We start from the raw sequence: 13,008 nt of genomic DNA, 5'->3' as shown, positions 1-13,008 counted from the left end.
GCGGGTGGATTCTCGTGTCGAGCCCTGGTCGCGGCCCGCTCATCGCCCGTCCGGCCCTTCCAATCGGGAAGCCGCGGTGCTGCTGGTCGTCTGCGCCGACGACGAGGTGCTGACCGGCCTCGACCTCACCGGTGTGGTTCCGGCCGGGGCGCCTGTCGACGCGCTCGACGTACGCCTGCACCGGCACTCGGAGAACCCGGAGTGGGTCGACGGGTTCCGTAGCGGGCCGTTGCGTGATCTGGCCGCGCGGGAACTCCCCGATCTGCGGCTGATCGACGACGCGACCTGCTGCTACTCGATCCAGGTGCGGAGGCCGGACCCGGCCGACCTGACCCACCTGCAACTCGCCTGGGCAGTCGCCGCGGCCGCGTCCCGGGCCGGCGCCACCGCGGTGCTCGACGTGATCGCCCACGACTGGTCGCTCGCGTCGTCGATCGCCGCGCTGGACCCGCACCGCCCGTTCACGGTTCTGCGGGAGATCAGTGTGGTCGCCGAAAGCGAGGAGACCCCCGGTTTCGGGCATGCGGTGCACACCCGGGGCATGCTCAAATTCGGTCGCCCGGACCTGGTCATGGGCGTGCCGCAGGACGGGATCGGCGACGCCGCCCAGATCCTCAACCACCTGGCCGGGATGCTCGCCGAGGGCCACGTCCTCAGCCCGGGCCAGCAGCTCCGCATCAACGGCGAACGTGCCCTGACCATCGTCCCCTACACCCCGAACGACCTCGTCCCCGACGTCCAGCTGATCGGCGAAGGCCTGCTGATCACCCCCTGACCCGGCGGGGTCAGGGGCGGCTCCACAAGGTGACGTCGCTGCCCACCGCGATCGCGAGGGTGCGGCCGGTCGGCGAGAATCCGGCCGCCCGCAACGGCATGTGCTTCGAGTGGTAGACGTGCCACCAGGTCTCCCTGTGTTCACCCTTCCAGGGGCTCTGCCACGGCGCGGACAGCAGCACCCGGTGGTGCGGCCAGTCCGGCCCGACCACCTCCACGCCCCAGCCGTCCGAAGTCACGGCATGCAGCCCGCCACCGTGCAGCCCGGCCATCCGAACCCGCACCCCGGACAGCGGCCCGATCCCCGGACAGGTCAGTTCACCATCCGGCCAGCCCTGCTCGTCGTCGTACTCCCGAGCCACCCGGACACCCTTCGCATCGAGCAGCCCAAGCCCACTACCGGAACCCACCAGCAGCAGGTCACGCCCACTGTCCGGGTCACTCGCGAACCCCACTCCAAGCAGCCCGCCGACGGCCACCACGACACGATCGCCCCACGGTTCAGGCGCCCCGGTCTCCGCCGCCGCCAGAAACCGCGCCCGCATCCGGTCCGCGTGCGACCCGAGTTCCTCAGCCACCCGCGGCAGTCTGCCCCACCCCCGCCACCCGCCAAAGCCCGACCCCCACCGTGCACAGGCCGACCCCACGAACCGCGTGGACACCTACGGCCCGAAACACGCCACATGTCACCACACTGCTGAACCCCGCGAACCGCGTGGACACCTACGGTCCAAAGCGAGCCATACGTCTCCACACTGCTGAACCCCCGCGAACCGCGTGGACACCTGCGGTCCGAATCGCGCCGTATGTCACCACGCGAGTCACTGCGGTCCGCGGGGGACAGAACGTCCTAACCGTGCGGCATTGCGTTTCCACGTGGGAATCAGCCGCTTCCGACCGTGAGCGCTCATCCCCGCCAGGGAACCGTCTCCATGACTTTCGCCGGGTCCGCGGTCAAGCCATCCGCCGTGCGGCAGTTTCCCGTTCCGCTTCGGGCTGTTGCACCCGTCAGCTTGAAACCGGGGTGCCGATTTGGGCTAAATATCGTGTCTGCGAGTTTTTCGGCATCGACGTTGTCTTGTGAATCTTGCACGATTCTCCACGCTCGACTTTCGCACTTTGTGAACCGCTGCCCGGCCCCGCCTCCGCAGATCACACCGGTCGCGGACTTCAGCCCCGGCAGTATTGCGACTGCATGCCGGCCGACAGTGACGCAAGATCCATCGCTGCGGCAGGATCCGCCGGTAAGGACTCGTCCGCGTTCCCTGTTCCGGCGATGGCGATGGCGATGGCGGTGGTCAGCGCACACGTTGGCCGATCGTGATCGCTCATCGTCGCCCCGACAAAGGTAGGCGCACGCGCTGGGCCGATCGCGTGCGTTCATCCACGCCCCAGCGAAGACGCCGGCACACGTAACGCCAACGTGTGCTCCCGTCGTCGCAGCAACCTCCACGAGCCCGGCCGCGCAACCCCAAGGAGACCGCACCCGGTACGGCACCCACGCGAAAGTAGATCTTGCGGTGCGCGGTTCAGGCCCGCCCCAGCCGGTGGATGAGATGCGGGATGACGGGCCTCGCCGACGCCGGAACACCGCGTGCGGCGAAGGGGAACCAAAAGTACGAAAGTCGAGTCCACGCTGGCGGCGATCTTGCACGTTTCTTCACGTCTGGGTGTGGTTTGTCGTGCAAGGTCGACTACACCTCGGAGACCTTGCGGCACTTTTCCCGCTGGGGTATGGAAAGAGCTGCAAGATCGGCGCGAGGGTGCACATTCGTGCAAGATCTACGGGCAGCGACGGGGCAGCAGGCAGGTGGCGGTGAGGGGCGCATTCGGCCCGGCGGTCGCTTGTCGGCCGGGACGGTTGGCCTGCGTCGCGTGGGAACCGCGGGACGGGATGGTGCGGTTGGGGGTGGTTTCAGGCGTACGGCCGCGGGGGTTTTATCCACCGATTCAGCAGGTAGGCGGCCAGGAGACCGGAACCACCCACGGTGATGGCCGCTGTCGCGAGGGTCGCCGCCGCGGTGATGGCGCCGATCAGGAGGGGGCCGCCGCCCTGACCGATGTCGGAGCACAGGCGCCACGCGCCGAGGAACTCGGCTCGGCCGGATGACGGTGACGCGTCCGCGCCGAGGGTCATGACGAGGCCGGCGCTCAGGCCGTTGCCGAGGCCCATCAGCACGCCGACGAGGGTCAGGCCGGCCGCGCCGCCGGCGAACGGCAGCAGCAGGTGCGCGAGTCCGAGAATGGTCATCGCGGGGACGGCGGCGGCGCGGCGGCCGTAGCGGTCCATGAGTTTGCCGGCCGGGTAGAACAGCAGCATGTCGATGCCGCCGGACACGCCGTAGATCAGGCCGATGGTGGCCGGTGACAGGCCGAGTGAGACACCCCACAGCGGCAGGATGGTCTGCCGGGACGCGCGCAGGGCGCCGACCAGGAGGACGCCGGAGCCGAGGGTTCGCAGGGTGTGCTGGTGGGTGCGGATGACCGCCCACAGGGTGGGGCGTTCGGCGCCGGGCGGGGTCGCGCGGTCGTGCGGGACGGGTGGCAGCACGACGAGGACCACGGTGGCCAGGCTGACGCCGGCGATCGCCACCAGGTAGGCGCCGTCGAGTCCGGCCAGGTGCATGGCGCCGGCGCCGAGGAACGGGCCGGTGAACGTGCCGATCCGGCCCACGCCGCCGAGGGTGGACATGGCGCGGGCACGGAGTTCGGGGCGGACCGCCTCGGTGAGGTAGGCGTGCCGGGACAGCGCCCACGCCGAGCCGCACACGCCGAGGAGGGCCACGGCCGTGCCGAGAAGCAGCACGTTCGAGGCGAACATGCAGGCCAGCAGGGCGGGTACGGCGAACGCGGACGCGAAGAGCATGGTGCGCCGCTCGCCGGCCCGGGAGATCAGCACTCCGGCCGGGAGGGAGCCGCTGATCTGGCCGAGCCCGAGCAGCCCGGCGACGACCGCGGCGACTGCCGGGGACGCGCCGAGACCGGTGGCGGTGAGCACGATGACCGGGGCGACCGCGCCGATGCCGGTGGAGAAGACCGCGGACGGCAGGTAGACGGTGGGCCCGAGCTGCCGGAGTGTCTGGCCCTCGGTAGCGGTCACCAGCGAACGATAGCGGGGAGCGCTCGGGCCCGGCGGGGGACCTCCGCCGGGCCCGAGCCGAGGGTTAGTCCAGTTGGCCGTCGTAGTCGGGCAGCTTGAAGGTGCGTTCGGCGTGGCCGCCGCCCAGGTCGGTGGCGCTGTTGCCGACGTTGGCGACGATCGTGTAGCCGCGCTTCTCGATGTCGGTGCGGGCCTTGGTCTTCAGGGTCTGGTTGTCGGAGAAGTCGAAGGTGGGCCGGGTGTAGATGTCGGTCCACTGGTATCCGACGATGCTCAGGTTGAGTTCGGTGGCCGCCTCGATGATCTCCGGGCGGGCGGTGACGAAGAACACGGCCGCCCCGTCGGCGCGGGCCTGCCGGGCGAGCGCGAGCACACCGGGCGTCGCGTCGTACGGCTTGTACTTGCTCTGCAGCGCGGTGTTGTCGATGTCGAGGACGATCGCCGCGCGGATGCCGGAGTCCGGGAGCCGCCCGTCGAGGTAGGCGGCGGCCTGGTCGGTGACGGCCTGGACGTCGGCCAGCCAGACGGCCCGGGACGGCAGGGCCGCGGCGTGCGCCGGGGTGGCGGCCACACCGGTGACCAGGGCCGCGGCGACGGTGGTCACCACAAGGCGGAGGGAGAGGGTTCGCATGCGCCACATTATCGATGATCATAGATGAACGGAACCTGAAATCCGTTTTGTCTCGCTGAGAAGATGACGTTCATGGAGAAGATTCCCACGCTGTTCCAGCGCGACCCGGAGGACCGGAAGCGCGTGCTGCCCGAGGCCAACCCCGTCTGCCAGTGGGTTCTCGACGGCGAGGGGATCGCCACCCGTAAATACGACGGAACCTGCGTGCTCCTCGACGAGGACGGTATCTGGTGGGCGCGGCGCGAGGTCCGGCCGGGGCGCACCCGGCCGCCCGGCTACCGGCCGGTGATGACCGACGAGAACACCGGCAAGACCGTCGGCTGGGAACCGATCGCACAGTCCAGCTATGCCCGCTGTCACGCCGAGGCGGTCGCCGGGTCGCCGCAGGCGAGGCAGCCCGGCACCTACGAGCTCATCGGGGAGAAGATCAACGGCAATCCCGAGGACGTACGGGGACACGCGCTCGTCGCTCACGCTGAGGCGGAGCATCTCGAAGTCCCTCGGGACCTGGCCGGACTCCGTGCCTGGCTGCTCGCGCACCCGAAGCAGGAGGGCATCGTCTGGCACCACCCGGACGGCCGCCGGGCCAAGCTGAAGTACCGCGACTTCGCCTGACCGGGGTCAGCGGGACGGGCGGATCGCCAGGTAGGAGAGCCAGCCGATGCCGATGATGAAGCCGAGCGTGATCAGCCGGTAGAGGACGACCACCGCGATCGCGATCTCGGTCCCGATGCCACCGGCGATCAGGCCGAGGATCAGGGCGCCGTCGATGATGCCGAGGCCGCCGGGAACGATGGTGATCGTCCCGGCGGCCATCCCCGCGCAGAAGGCGAGCAGCAGCTGCCCGGCGCTGATCGTGCCGCCCCCGACGGCGATGCAGCAGAACCACAGGCAGGCCGCGTCGAGCAGCCAGTTCAGCAGGGCGAAGGTGACCGCGCCGGCCCCGTGCCCGGGAGTGAGCCGGGCCGCCCGCAGCTGGTCGAAGAAGCCCAGGATCCGGTCCTGCCCGTGATCGGCGGGCCGGCGCCGCAGCCGGTTGACCAGGATCAGGACCGGCCGGGTGACGGTGGTCAGGCTCTCCGGGTGCCGGGCCAGCCGCCGGACCCCGATGGTGGCGAGCAGGGTGGCGACGGCCAGGGCGGCGAAGGTGTGCCAGTCCGGGGCGCCGTTCGTGGTGACGGCGCTGAACGCGGTGATGACGGCGAGCGCGGCCGCGGACAGGATCCCGGAGAGCGCGATGCACCAGGACGCGACCGCGGGCGAGGCCCCGAACCGGCGCATCTGCCGGTAGTTCAGCGCGGTGGAGAACGCCGGCCCGCCGGGCAGGGTGACGCTGAGCGAGTGGGCGGCGTAGGCGAGCGCCATGTGCCGCAGCATCGACACCCGGACTCCGGCCGAGCGCAGCAGGTGCCGCTGCATCCGGGCGTAGGCCTGCATGGCGGCGGTCTCGGCGAGCAGCGCGGCGGCCAGCCAGCCGAGATGCGGTGTACGCAGGTGGGCGACGGCGTCGGCCAGGGAACGCCAGCCGAGGGCCAGTTCGGCGCCGAGGACGGCGGCGACGACCACCGCGACGGCCCAGGGCATCCGGGGCATCCGTCGTGGTGGCGCCTTCTCCACGAGGGTGGTCATGCGCGGTCCCGTACTTGGTAAACAGATGTTGACTTAAAAACCGTACCGGCGTACGGCATAGTTGGTCAACAGACGTTTACGTCACATCAACACGCCGGATAAGCTGGCACAACAGAATGGAAGGAGGGCTGTGGCAGCGACTTCACCGCGCCGCCGAGACGCCACCAAGACCCGGCAGTTGTTGCTGGAAGCGGCCCTGCAACGGTTCACCAGGGACGGCTATGCCGCCACCACGGTGCGCGACATCGCCGACGACGCGGGCGTCAACGTGGCCCTGATCTCGCGGTACTTCAAATCCAAGGAGGGTCTCTTCGAGGCGTGCCTGACCAGCAGCGTCGACGAGGTCCGCCGGACCAACGGCGACACACCGCTGAGCCGCACCCCGGAGGCCATCGCCCGGCAGATCGCCGGCCCGTGCACCGAGGGCCTGCCGCACCACCTCGTGCTGCTGCTGCGTTCCTCGGGTGACGAGTCCGCCGACCGGATCCGGCTCGACCTGCTCCGGTCCTACGGCCAGCGGCTGTCCGTCGCCGCCGGCTGGCCCGAGGACGACGAGGAGATGCTGCTGCGCGCCCAGATCGTGCTGGCCGCTGCGACCGGGATCGCGCTCCTGCGTACCAAATCGGGATTGGAGCCGTTGGCCTCGGCCACCGCCGAGGATCTCGTGCCGCCGCTGCGCGACCTGATCGACGCGCTGCTCAAGCGGCCCTGATCGACGTGATGCCCAAGCGGCCCTGATCGACGCGCTGCTCAAGCGGCCCTGATCAGGGTTTGGTGATCCAGACGTCGTCGACCGCGCCGTGGAACTGGTCGTTGTCGGCGTGCGCGCTCTTGCCGCCCAGGTTGAGTGACATGGCGTTGTCGACACGCAGCGCCGGCGGGATCGGGGCGGCCGCCCGCGGCGCCCCGTCGACCAGGATGGTCAGCGTGTCCGGGCCACGCCGGCAGGCGAGAGTGTGCCAGCCGTCGTCGGCCACCCCCACGTCGGCGAGGGCCACGTGGATGGCCCGGGAGTCCTCGCCGACCAGCACACAGCTGGGCTGCCCGGCCGTGCCGTCGATCTGGAGCTTGTACTGGCTGCCCTCGGCCGCGTAACCCTTCTGCAGCACGTTCTGCCCGTCCGTGGTGTGCCGCGGGGACAGGCGCACGGTCGCGCCGAAGCTGAACAGGTCCCGCCCCGGGTTCAGCGCCGGCCGGCTCAGCACCCGCAGGATCAGCCGCGGGCAGGGCTCCCGGCGGCACGGCGGCGGAAACTGCACCGCCTGCCCGGCGTCGTGCGCGACGAACCGGATCCGGGCCTGATTACCGGTGAACGGGGTGAGGTCGCCCCACGGCTGGGCGCCCTCGAAGCCGTACCCGGCGATCGTCACCACGGGCGGCGGGACCGGCCGGCGCGCGAGCACCGCGACGGTGAGCAGCAGGGCGATCACCAGGAGCTGACGGCAGAACCTCACACCCGGTCAAACGCCGGGGCCGCCGCCCGGGTGTCGGGGACCGGGGCTGACCAGACCGGTGTCGTAGGCCACGATCGTCGCCTGCACCCGGTCCCGCACCCCGATCTTGCCGAGCAGGGCGTTGACGTGCACCTTCACCGTGCCCGTGGTGATGCCGAGCTGCACGCCGATCTCAGCGTTGGACAGTCCCCGTGCGACGGCGATCAGCACGTCCCGTTCGCGTGGGGTGAGCGCCTCGATGCGCGGGTCCGCCTCCGGCGCGGCGGACACCGCGCCCGAGGCGAACGCGTCGATCAGGCTGCGGGTCACCGCCGGGCTGAGCATGGCGTCACCGGCGGCGACGGTACGGACCGCGGCCACCAGCTCGGCCGGCTCGGAGTCCTTCAGCAGGAACCCGGACGCGCCGGCCCGGAGCGCCTGGAAGACGTAGGCGTCATGGTGGAACGTGGTGAGCACCAGCACCCGGGGCGGGTTCGGCCCGGAGGTGAGCCGGGCGGTCGCGGTGAGCCCGTCGACACCGGGCATCCGGATGTCCATCAGGATCACGTCGGGTCGCAGCGCGCCGGCCATCTCGACCGCGGCCGCCCCGTCGCCCGCCTCGCCGACCACCTCCAGGCCGGGCTGTGAGCCGACGATGGCGGCCAGCCCGGCCCGGACCATCACCTGGTCGTCCACGACCATCACTCGGACCGCGATGACGTCACCTCCGTGGGAGCGGATGCCGGGCCGGAGACCGGCGCCGGAGCGGGTGTCGGGGCTGTCTCGGCCCGGCCACCCAGCCCGTCCAGCAACGACCGCATCGCGGTCAGCGCCCGGCGGGCGGCGGCCAGCACACCTGTCAGATCGCCGCGCTCGGCCGCGCCGGGCACCTCGGCGGCGTGCCGCAGCACGTCCTCGTGCAGGCCGTTGGCGATCCGGTTGCGCTCCAGCAGGGCCTGGAAAGCGGCCTGTTCCAGCTCGGTGGCCAGCCCGTCGGCCTCCCGCTCGCGCAGCCGGTCCCGGCGCCGGCGACCGGCGAAACCGAGACCCCAGCAGGCGGCGGCCGGAATCGCGAACAGGATCGCGATCAGCGGCGTCATCACCGTCACGAACGCCACCCGCTCGCCCGCCCCGCTCAGCGCGACCTCCTTGTCGGAGTCGTCGACGGCCAGGAGCACGGCCATCACGAACGCGAGCGCCCCGGCGCCGGCCGGCACCGTGAGCCAGCTCAGGCCGGGGCGGGCGCCACGGGCGGCCACCGCGTGAATCGCCGCGAAGTCGACGGCACAGCCGAACAGCAGCAGGTAGCCGTACTCGGCGGGGACCGGGCCGGGCACCACCAGCAGCGGCCCGAGCAGGCCGGTGAGCACCACCGCGGCGAACGCCCACCACGCGCTCCGCCGCCGCCACAGCAACGGGACGGCGTGCACCACCTGGGCCAGCAGGATCAGCGCGGCCGCCGTCCGGGGCAGGCCGTCCTCGCCGGCGACGGTCATGATGCCGGCCTGCACCAGGATCAACAGGAAGACGAGAGCGGCCGAGGCCGCAACCTGACCCCGCAGCCAGGGGTACGCCGTACGTACGGCACCGCCTTCGCCCGGCAGGACGACGTGCACCCGCCAGCCGCCGCCCGCGCGGGGCCCGGCCGTGCAGTCCCCGCCGAGCGACTGGGCCCGCTCCCGCATCCCGCTCACCCCGCGCCCGCCGCCGAGCCCGGTGACCTGCGCGGCGCCGCCGTCGTCCTCGACCAGCAGCTCGGTCGTGGTGTAGCGGACCAGCACGTGACCGCCTGGGGCGTACCGCAGGGTGTTGGTCAGCGCCTCCCGGACGATGCCGTAGACCGCCGCGGCCCGCTCCGGCGGCGGATCGCCGTCCGGAAGCTCGACGGTGATCCGCTGCCCGAGCGCCCGGAAGCCGTCGGCGAGGTCACCGAGCGACGGGGTGTCGTCGCGTCCCACGGTCGCCGGCAGGATCGCGACCAGCCGGCGTAGCGCGTCGAGCGTCTCCCGCCCGGTGCGGGCCGCGAAGTCCAGCGCCTCGGCCCGCAGCTCGGGCCGCTGGTCACCGAGCATCTCGGCGGCCGACGAGTTGACCACGATCGAGGTCAGGTGGTGCGCGGTGACGTCGTGCAGCTCACGGGCGAGACGGCGGCGCTCGGTGTCGGCGGCGCCGAGCCCGGCCTGCCGTGCGGCGTCCAGCCGGCGGGCCGCCTCGGCGCGCTCGGCGTGGAACCGCCGGCGGCGGCGTCCGAACAGGACGACCAGCCCGTAGAGCAGCACTCCGAGCGCGAGCATCTGCGCCTGGTAGGTCCAGTCGACGCCGGGCTCCCCGTCCTGGACCACGGAGGCGAGCGCCTGCTCGGCGACGGCGGCGGCGAACGCGGCCGGCAGCAGGCGGCCCGGGGCGTGCACGGCGACGCTGAACAGCGCGACGTACGGGGTGATCGCGAGGATCATCAGGGCGTCGCCGACCTCGATCCACTGCGCGTCGACGGGCGCGCCGAGAACCGCGATGACGTTGCCGGCCAGCACCGCGACCAGGGCCGGCAGTGGTTTCTCCCGGCGCTGCACGAGCCCGCCCCCGGCGAGCAGACACGCCCCGGCGACGACGAACGCAGCCAGCGGCCCGACCGGGTCGCCACCGATCAGCGGCAGCAACGGCCAGTAGAGGAGCTGACCCACGACGAGCAGTCCGGGAAGCATCCACCTGGCCATGACCGCAGACTCTAGCGGGACGGTCCCTCCGGACGCCTGACCCGCGCTCGTCCTCAGGCCGATGCCACAGAATCGGGCATATCTTGTAACCTGCGTTCCGCTACCTGCTGAGCGCCGTCGGCCTAGACTCGACCGGGCCGGACAAACGAGGAGACTGACGATGATGAGTGCCGGGGATTCGGCAAAGGCGCACGACACCCGCGGCCCGGAAGCCTTCAGCCAGCTCATCGAGCTGGAACGGGAGGCCGCCCAGATCTTCCTCAATCAGCCTCTGCACCTTCCCGGGCTGCTCCAGAGCCGGGACTACGCCGCCGAGATCCTCGGCGGGATCACCGGCCTGCCGAAAGACGACCCGGAGCTGACCGAGCGGGTGAACGTGCGAATGCGCCGCGCCGCCACCTTCGCCGAGCGGCTCGACGGGCCCAACCCGCCGCGACTGGTGGCCGTGATCGACGAGTCGGTGATCCGCCGCCGGGTCGGTGGCGCCGCGGTGATGCGTGACCAGATCGCCCACCTGATCGAGCTCTCCCGGCGCGAGACCGTTCAGCTGGCGATCGTCCCCTTCGGCGCGGGCGCCTACCCGGGCCAGACCGGCTCGTTCGAGGTGCACGGGGCCGCCGACGGCCAGGCCGCGCTCTTCTTCGAGGGCGCCGCCGGCGACGAGCTGGTCGTGTCCGATCAGGAGCGCGCGCTGGCCCACCGGACCCTGGTGGAGGGCCTCGCCGCGTCGTCGGTGACGGGTTCCGAGGCCCGGCAGTTGCTGGAGAAGATCAGCGACGAGCTATGAGGCCGGCCTCACGGGCGCTGCCGGAGGTCGGCGAGGAAGATCCGGAAGGCCGCGACGTCGAAGGCCAGGATCGGTCCGGAGGGGTTCTTGGAGTCCCGTACGAAGACCGACCCGCCATGGTCCGCGACCTCGACACAGTTGCCACCACTGCTTCTACGACTCGTTCGCCACGTGAGCAGATCCGGGTCAGTCATGACGCCTCCCGTAGATCAAGCACCTCAGTGGAGCCGATCAACCACACACAGTACCGGAAATCCAGACCTGTGGATGACTCGCACAATCAGGCACAGACCGGTCCGTACGATAGGGTTTCGCGGATGGAAAATCGCCACCTGCATCTTGCAGATTCCGGGAGGACCGGTCGTGGCCACGTCGGCTGACCCCCCGGTGGAAGTGGGCCCCACGATCGCCCGGCACCTGGTCCGGCAACGGCTGCGGGAGTTGCGGGAGGCGAGCGAGCTGTCCCCGGCGACCGTGGCCGAGCTGACCGGCTGGTCGCTGTCGAAACTGAACCGGATCGAGAGCGGCGACGTGACCGTGCAGCCGCTGGAGGTGCGGGCCCTGCTGCGCTTCTACGGCGTCGAGGACAAGAGCCTCGTCGACACGCTGGCACGGCTCTCGCAGGCGTCCCGCACGCGTCAGTGGTACAGCAGGTATCGGCTGGCCGGCGACTTCCAGCGATTCGTGGCATTCGAGCACGAGGCCGCGGTCATCAACATCTGGCAGGCCCTGTTCGTGCCGGGCATGCTCCAGACGGAGGAGTACGCCGCGGCGGTCACCGCGCTGTCCATGCGCCGGAGTCCGGGCGACAAGGACGTGCTGGCCAAGGTGAAACTCCGGATGGACCGGCAGCGGGCGTTCCAGGAGCGTCTCGGCCAGCCGGGCGCGCCACGGATCGTGGCGGTGATCGACGAGTCGGTTCTGCACCGGCCCCTCGGTGGCCCGGATGTGCTGCGCCGGCAGCTCGACCACCTACTGGCGCTGGCGGCGCAGAGCGACACCTACACCTTCGGGGTGACCCCGCTGAACCTGGCACATCACTCCGGGGTGGGCGGCATCTTCGAGTTGCTGCAGTTCGCCGGCTCCGAGCACGGCGACGTGCTGTTCGTGGAGACCGCGGCCGGCACCGACTCGCTGACCACCGACGAGGAGCAGACCGGCCTCTTCAACACGATCTTCCAGGACCTTCTCCGGTACGGGCTGACCGGCGAGGACGCGCTGGAGGTGATTCGGGCGAGGCGGGCCGCCCTGCCCGGCGCCTGAGCCTCACCAGTTCGCCGGGCCGGGTCTCGTCCGGCCCGGCGAGAGGGTCACGGGCGGGGGTCACGATCGGCCTCGACCGCCCGGATCACCGCGCGACGGACCCGCTGGAACTCCCGGGTGCTCCGAGAGCGGTAGAGGACGACCCGGCGGTTGCCGCTCGTCGCCTCCAGGGTCGCCCACCGGGCGTCACGCCGCTCACGGAGGATCAGGGCGGCCGCCGTGGCCGCCGCGGCGATCAGTCCGGCCACGATGACGAGCGCCGAACCGTAGGCGACGGCGAGACCGGCGGACACGCCGACCTCCACCACCCCGAAGCCGAGCGCCAGCAGGTGGGCGTACCGTTCGGCGGCTTCGGCCCGGCGGATCGCCCGGAGGTCGCGGATGCGGTGCCGTGCCTCCCCGGTCTCGATGTAGTGACTGGTGACGACGATGCCCGGACCGCGGTAGTAGACGATGACCCAGATCTCCGGCCTGAGTGCCATGGTGACCACCTTCCCTGCCACCTATCGTGAGCAGGGATTCAGCTGTCAGCAACAGGCACTCGACGCCTTCCCGTCAGCGCATAGCTATCTGCGTCGTGCAGACAAGGAGATAAGACCGTTTAATTGATATTTGTACGGCTAGCCAACCGCCCGTTAAGTGATAGTTGGAAGGCCTGTTCCCGAAATCGCGATCCG

14 protein-coding genes are annotated in these 13,008 nt (G+C 71.1%); 5 read left to right on the top strand and 9 right to left on the bottom strand.

Annotation, left to right across the window (positions count from 1 at the left end; translation table 11 throughout):
- The first annotated feature begins 4 nt into the window (after positions 1 to 4).
- Positions 5 to 775, top strand: a complete 771-nt coding sequence (locus AB0E94_RS00355) for a hypothetical protein (protein WP_360320072.1) — start codon at positions 5 to 7, stop codon at positions 773 to 775.
- A gap of 10 nt (positions 776 to 785) precedes the next feature.
- Here the strand turns inward: AB0E94_RS00355 and AB0E94_RS00350 are convergent, their stop codons facing one another.
- From AB0E94_RS00350 to AB0E94_RS00340, 3 genes are all read right to left on the bottom strand, one after another.
- Entirely contained in the window at positions 786 to 1,352 is a 567-nt protein-coding gene (locus AB0E94_RS00350) for a hypothetical protein (protein ID WP_360320069.1), read from the bottom strand.
- A gap of 1,337 nt (positions 1,353 to 2,689) precedes the next feature.
- The gene (locus AB0E94_RS00345) at positions 2,690 to 3,874 is read right to left on the bottom strand and encodes an MFS transporter (RefSeq protein ID WP_360320066.1); all 1,185 of its coding nucleotides are present in this window, start codon (positions 3,872 to 3,874) and stop codon (positions 2,690 to 2,692) included.
- Between the two features lie 64 nt (positions 3,875 to 3,938).
- Positions 3,939 to 4,505 carry an HAD family acid phosphatase gene (locus tag AB0E94_RS00340; protein WP_360320063.1) on the bottom strand — a complete coding sequence of 189 codons (567 nt, stop codon included), beginning with the start codon at positions 4,503 to 4,505 and terminating at the stop codon, positions 3,939 to 3,941.
- 72 nt (positions 4,506 to 4,577) lie between these two features.
- On the opposite strand from AB0E94_RS00340, the gene AB0E94_RS00335 reads away from it, so the two are divergent.
- Positions 4,578 to 5,120 carry a hypothetical protein gene (locus tag AB0E94_RS00335; RefSeq protein WP_360320060.1) on the top strand — a complete coding sequence of 181 codons (543 nt, stop codon included), beginning with the start codon at positions 4,578 to 4,580 and terminating at the stop codon, positions 5,118 to 5,120.
- A 6-nt stretch (positions 5,121 to 5,126) separates the two neighbouring features.
- Here AB0E94_RS00335 and AB0E94_RS00330 read toward each other — a convergent pair whose 3' ends face one another.
- Complete coding sequence (locus tag AB0E94_RS00330) at positions 5,127 to 6,134, bottom strand: YbhN family protein (protein WP_360320057.1); 1,008 nt, start codon at positions 6,132 to 6,134, stop codon at positions 5,127 to 5,129.
- A 130-nt stretch (positions 6,135 to 6,264) separates the two neighbouring features.
- Between AB0E94_RS00330 and AB0E94_RS00325 the strand changes: the two genes are divergently transcribed.
- Complete coding sequence (locus AB0E94_RS00325; protein ID WP_360320054.1) at positions 6,265 to 6,846, top strand: TetR family transcriptional regulator; 582 nt, start codon at positions 6,265 to 6,267, stop codon at positions 6,844 to 6,846.
- 52 nt (positions 6,847 to 6,898) lie between these two features.
- Here the strand turns inward: AB0E94_RS00325 and AB0E94_RS00320 are convergent, their stop codons facing one another.
- The 3 genes from AB0E94_RS00320 to AB0E94_RS00310 are packed head-to-tail and all read right to left on the bottom strand — an operon-like array spanning position 6,899 to position 10,281.
- Positions 6,899 to 7,588 (bottom strand): LamG-like jellyroll fold domain-containing protein, encoded by a 690-nt coding sequence (locus tag AB0E94_RS00320; protein WP_360320051.1) that lies wholly within the window; start codon positions 7,586 to 7,588, stop codon positions 6,899 to 6,901.
- Positions 7,589 to 7,594: 6 nt separating this feature from the next.
- Positions 7,595 to 8,269, bottom strand: coding sequence for a response regulator transcription factor (locus AB0E94_RS00315; RefSeq protein ID WP_360320048.1), 675 nt, complete (start codon positions 8,267 to 8,269; stop codon positions 7,595 to 7,597).
- A complete protein-coding gene (locus AB0E94_RS00310) occupies positions 8,269 to 10,281 on the bottom strand; it encodes a histidine kinase (protein WP_360320045.1) in 2,013 nt (670 codons plus the stop codon). The genes AB0E94_RS00315 and AB0E94_RS00310 overlap by 1 nt, the downstream gene beginning before the upstream one ends.
- A gap of 163 nt (positions 10,282 to 10,444) precedes the next feature.
- Here AB0E94_RS00310 and AB0E94_RS00305 point away from each other — a divergent pair, with 163 nt between their 5' ends.
- Complete coding sequence (locus tag AB0E94_RS00305; RefSeq protein ID WP_360320042.1) at positions 10,445 to 11,068, top strand: DUF5753 domain-containing protein; 624 nt, start codon at positions 10,445 to 10,447, stop codon at positions 11,066 to 11,068.
- 8 nt (positions 11,069 to 11,076) lie between these two features.
- Here the strand turns inward: AB0E94_RS00305 and AB0E94_RS00300 are convergent, their stop codons facing one another.
- Positions 11,077 to 11,262, bottom strand: a complete 186-nt coding sequence (locus AB0E94_RS00300; protein ID WP_360320039.1) for a DUF397 domain-containing protein — start codon at positions 11,260 to 11,262, stop codon at positions 11,077 to 11,079.
- A 169-nt stretch (positions 11,263 to 11,431) separates the two neighbouring features.
- Between AB0E94_RS00300 and AB0E94_RS00295 the strand changes: the two genes are divergently transcribed.
- The gene (locus tag AB0E94_RS00295) at positions 11,432 to 12,331 is read left to right on the top strand and encodes a helix-turn-helix transcriptional regulator (protein WP_360320036.1); all 900 of its coding nucleotides are present in this window, start codon (positions 11,432 to 11,434) and stop codon (positions 12,329 to 12,331) included.
- Between the two features lie 47 nt (positions 12,332 to 12,378).
- Here the strand turns inward: AB0E94_RS00295 and AB0E94_RS00290 are convergent, their stop codons facing one another.
- Positions 12,379 to 12,813 (bottom strand): DUF6232 family protein, encoded by a 435-nt coding sequence (locus AB0E94_RS00290; protein ID WP_360320033.1) that lies wholly within the window; start codon positions 12,811 to 12,813, stop codon positions 12,379 to 12,381.
- Positions 12,814 to 13,008 lie beyond the last annotated feature (195 nt).

The sequence above is a fragment of the Actinoplanes sp. NPDC026670 genome, from assembly GCF_040638175.1.
Classification (GTDB): Bacteria; Actinomycetota; Actinomycetes; order Mycobacteriales; family Micromonosporaceae; genus Actinoplanes.
This window is presented reverse-complemented; position numbering and strand designations above follow the sequence as displayed.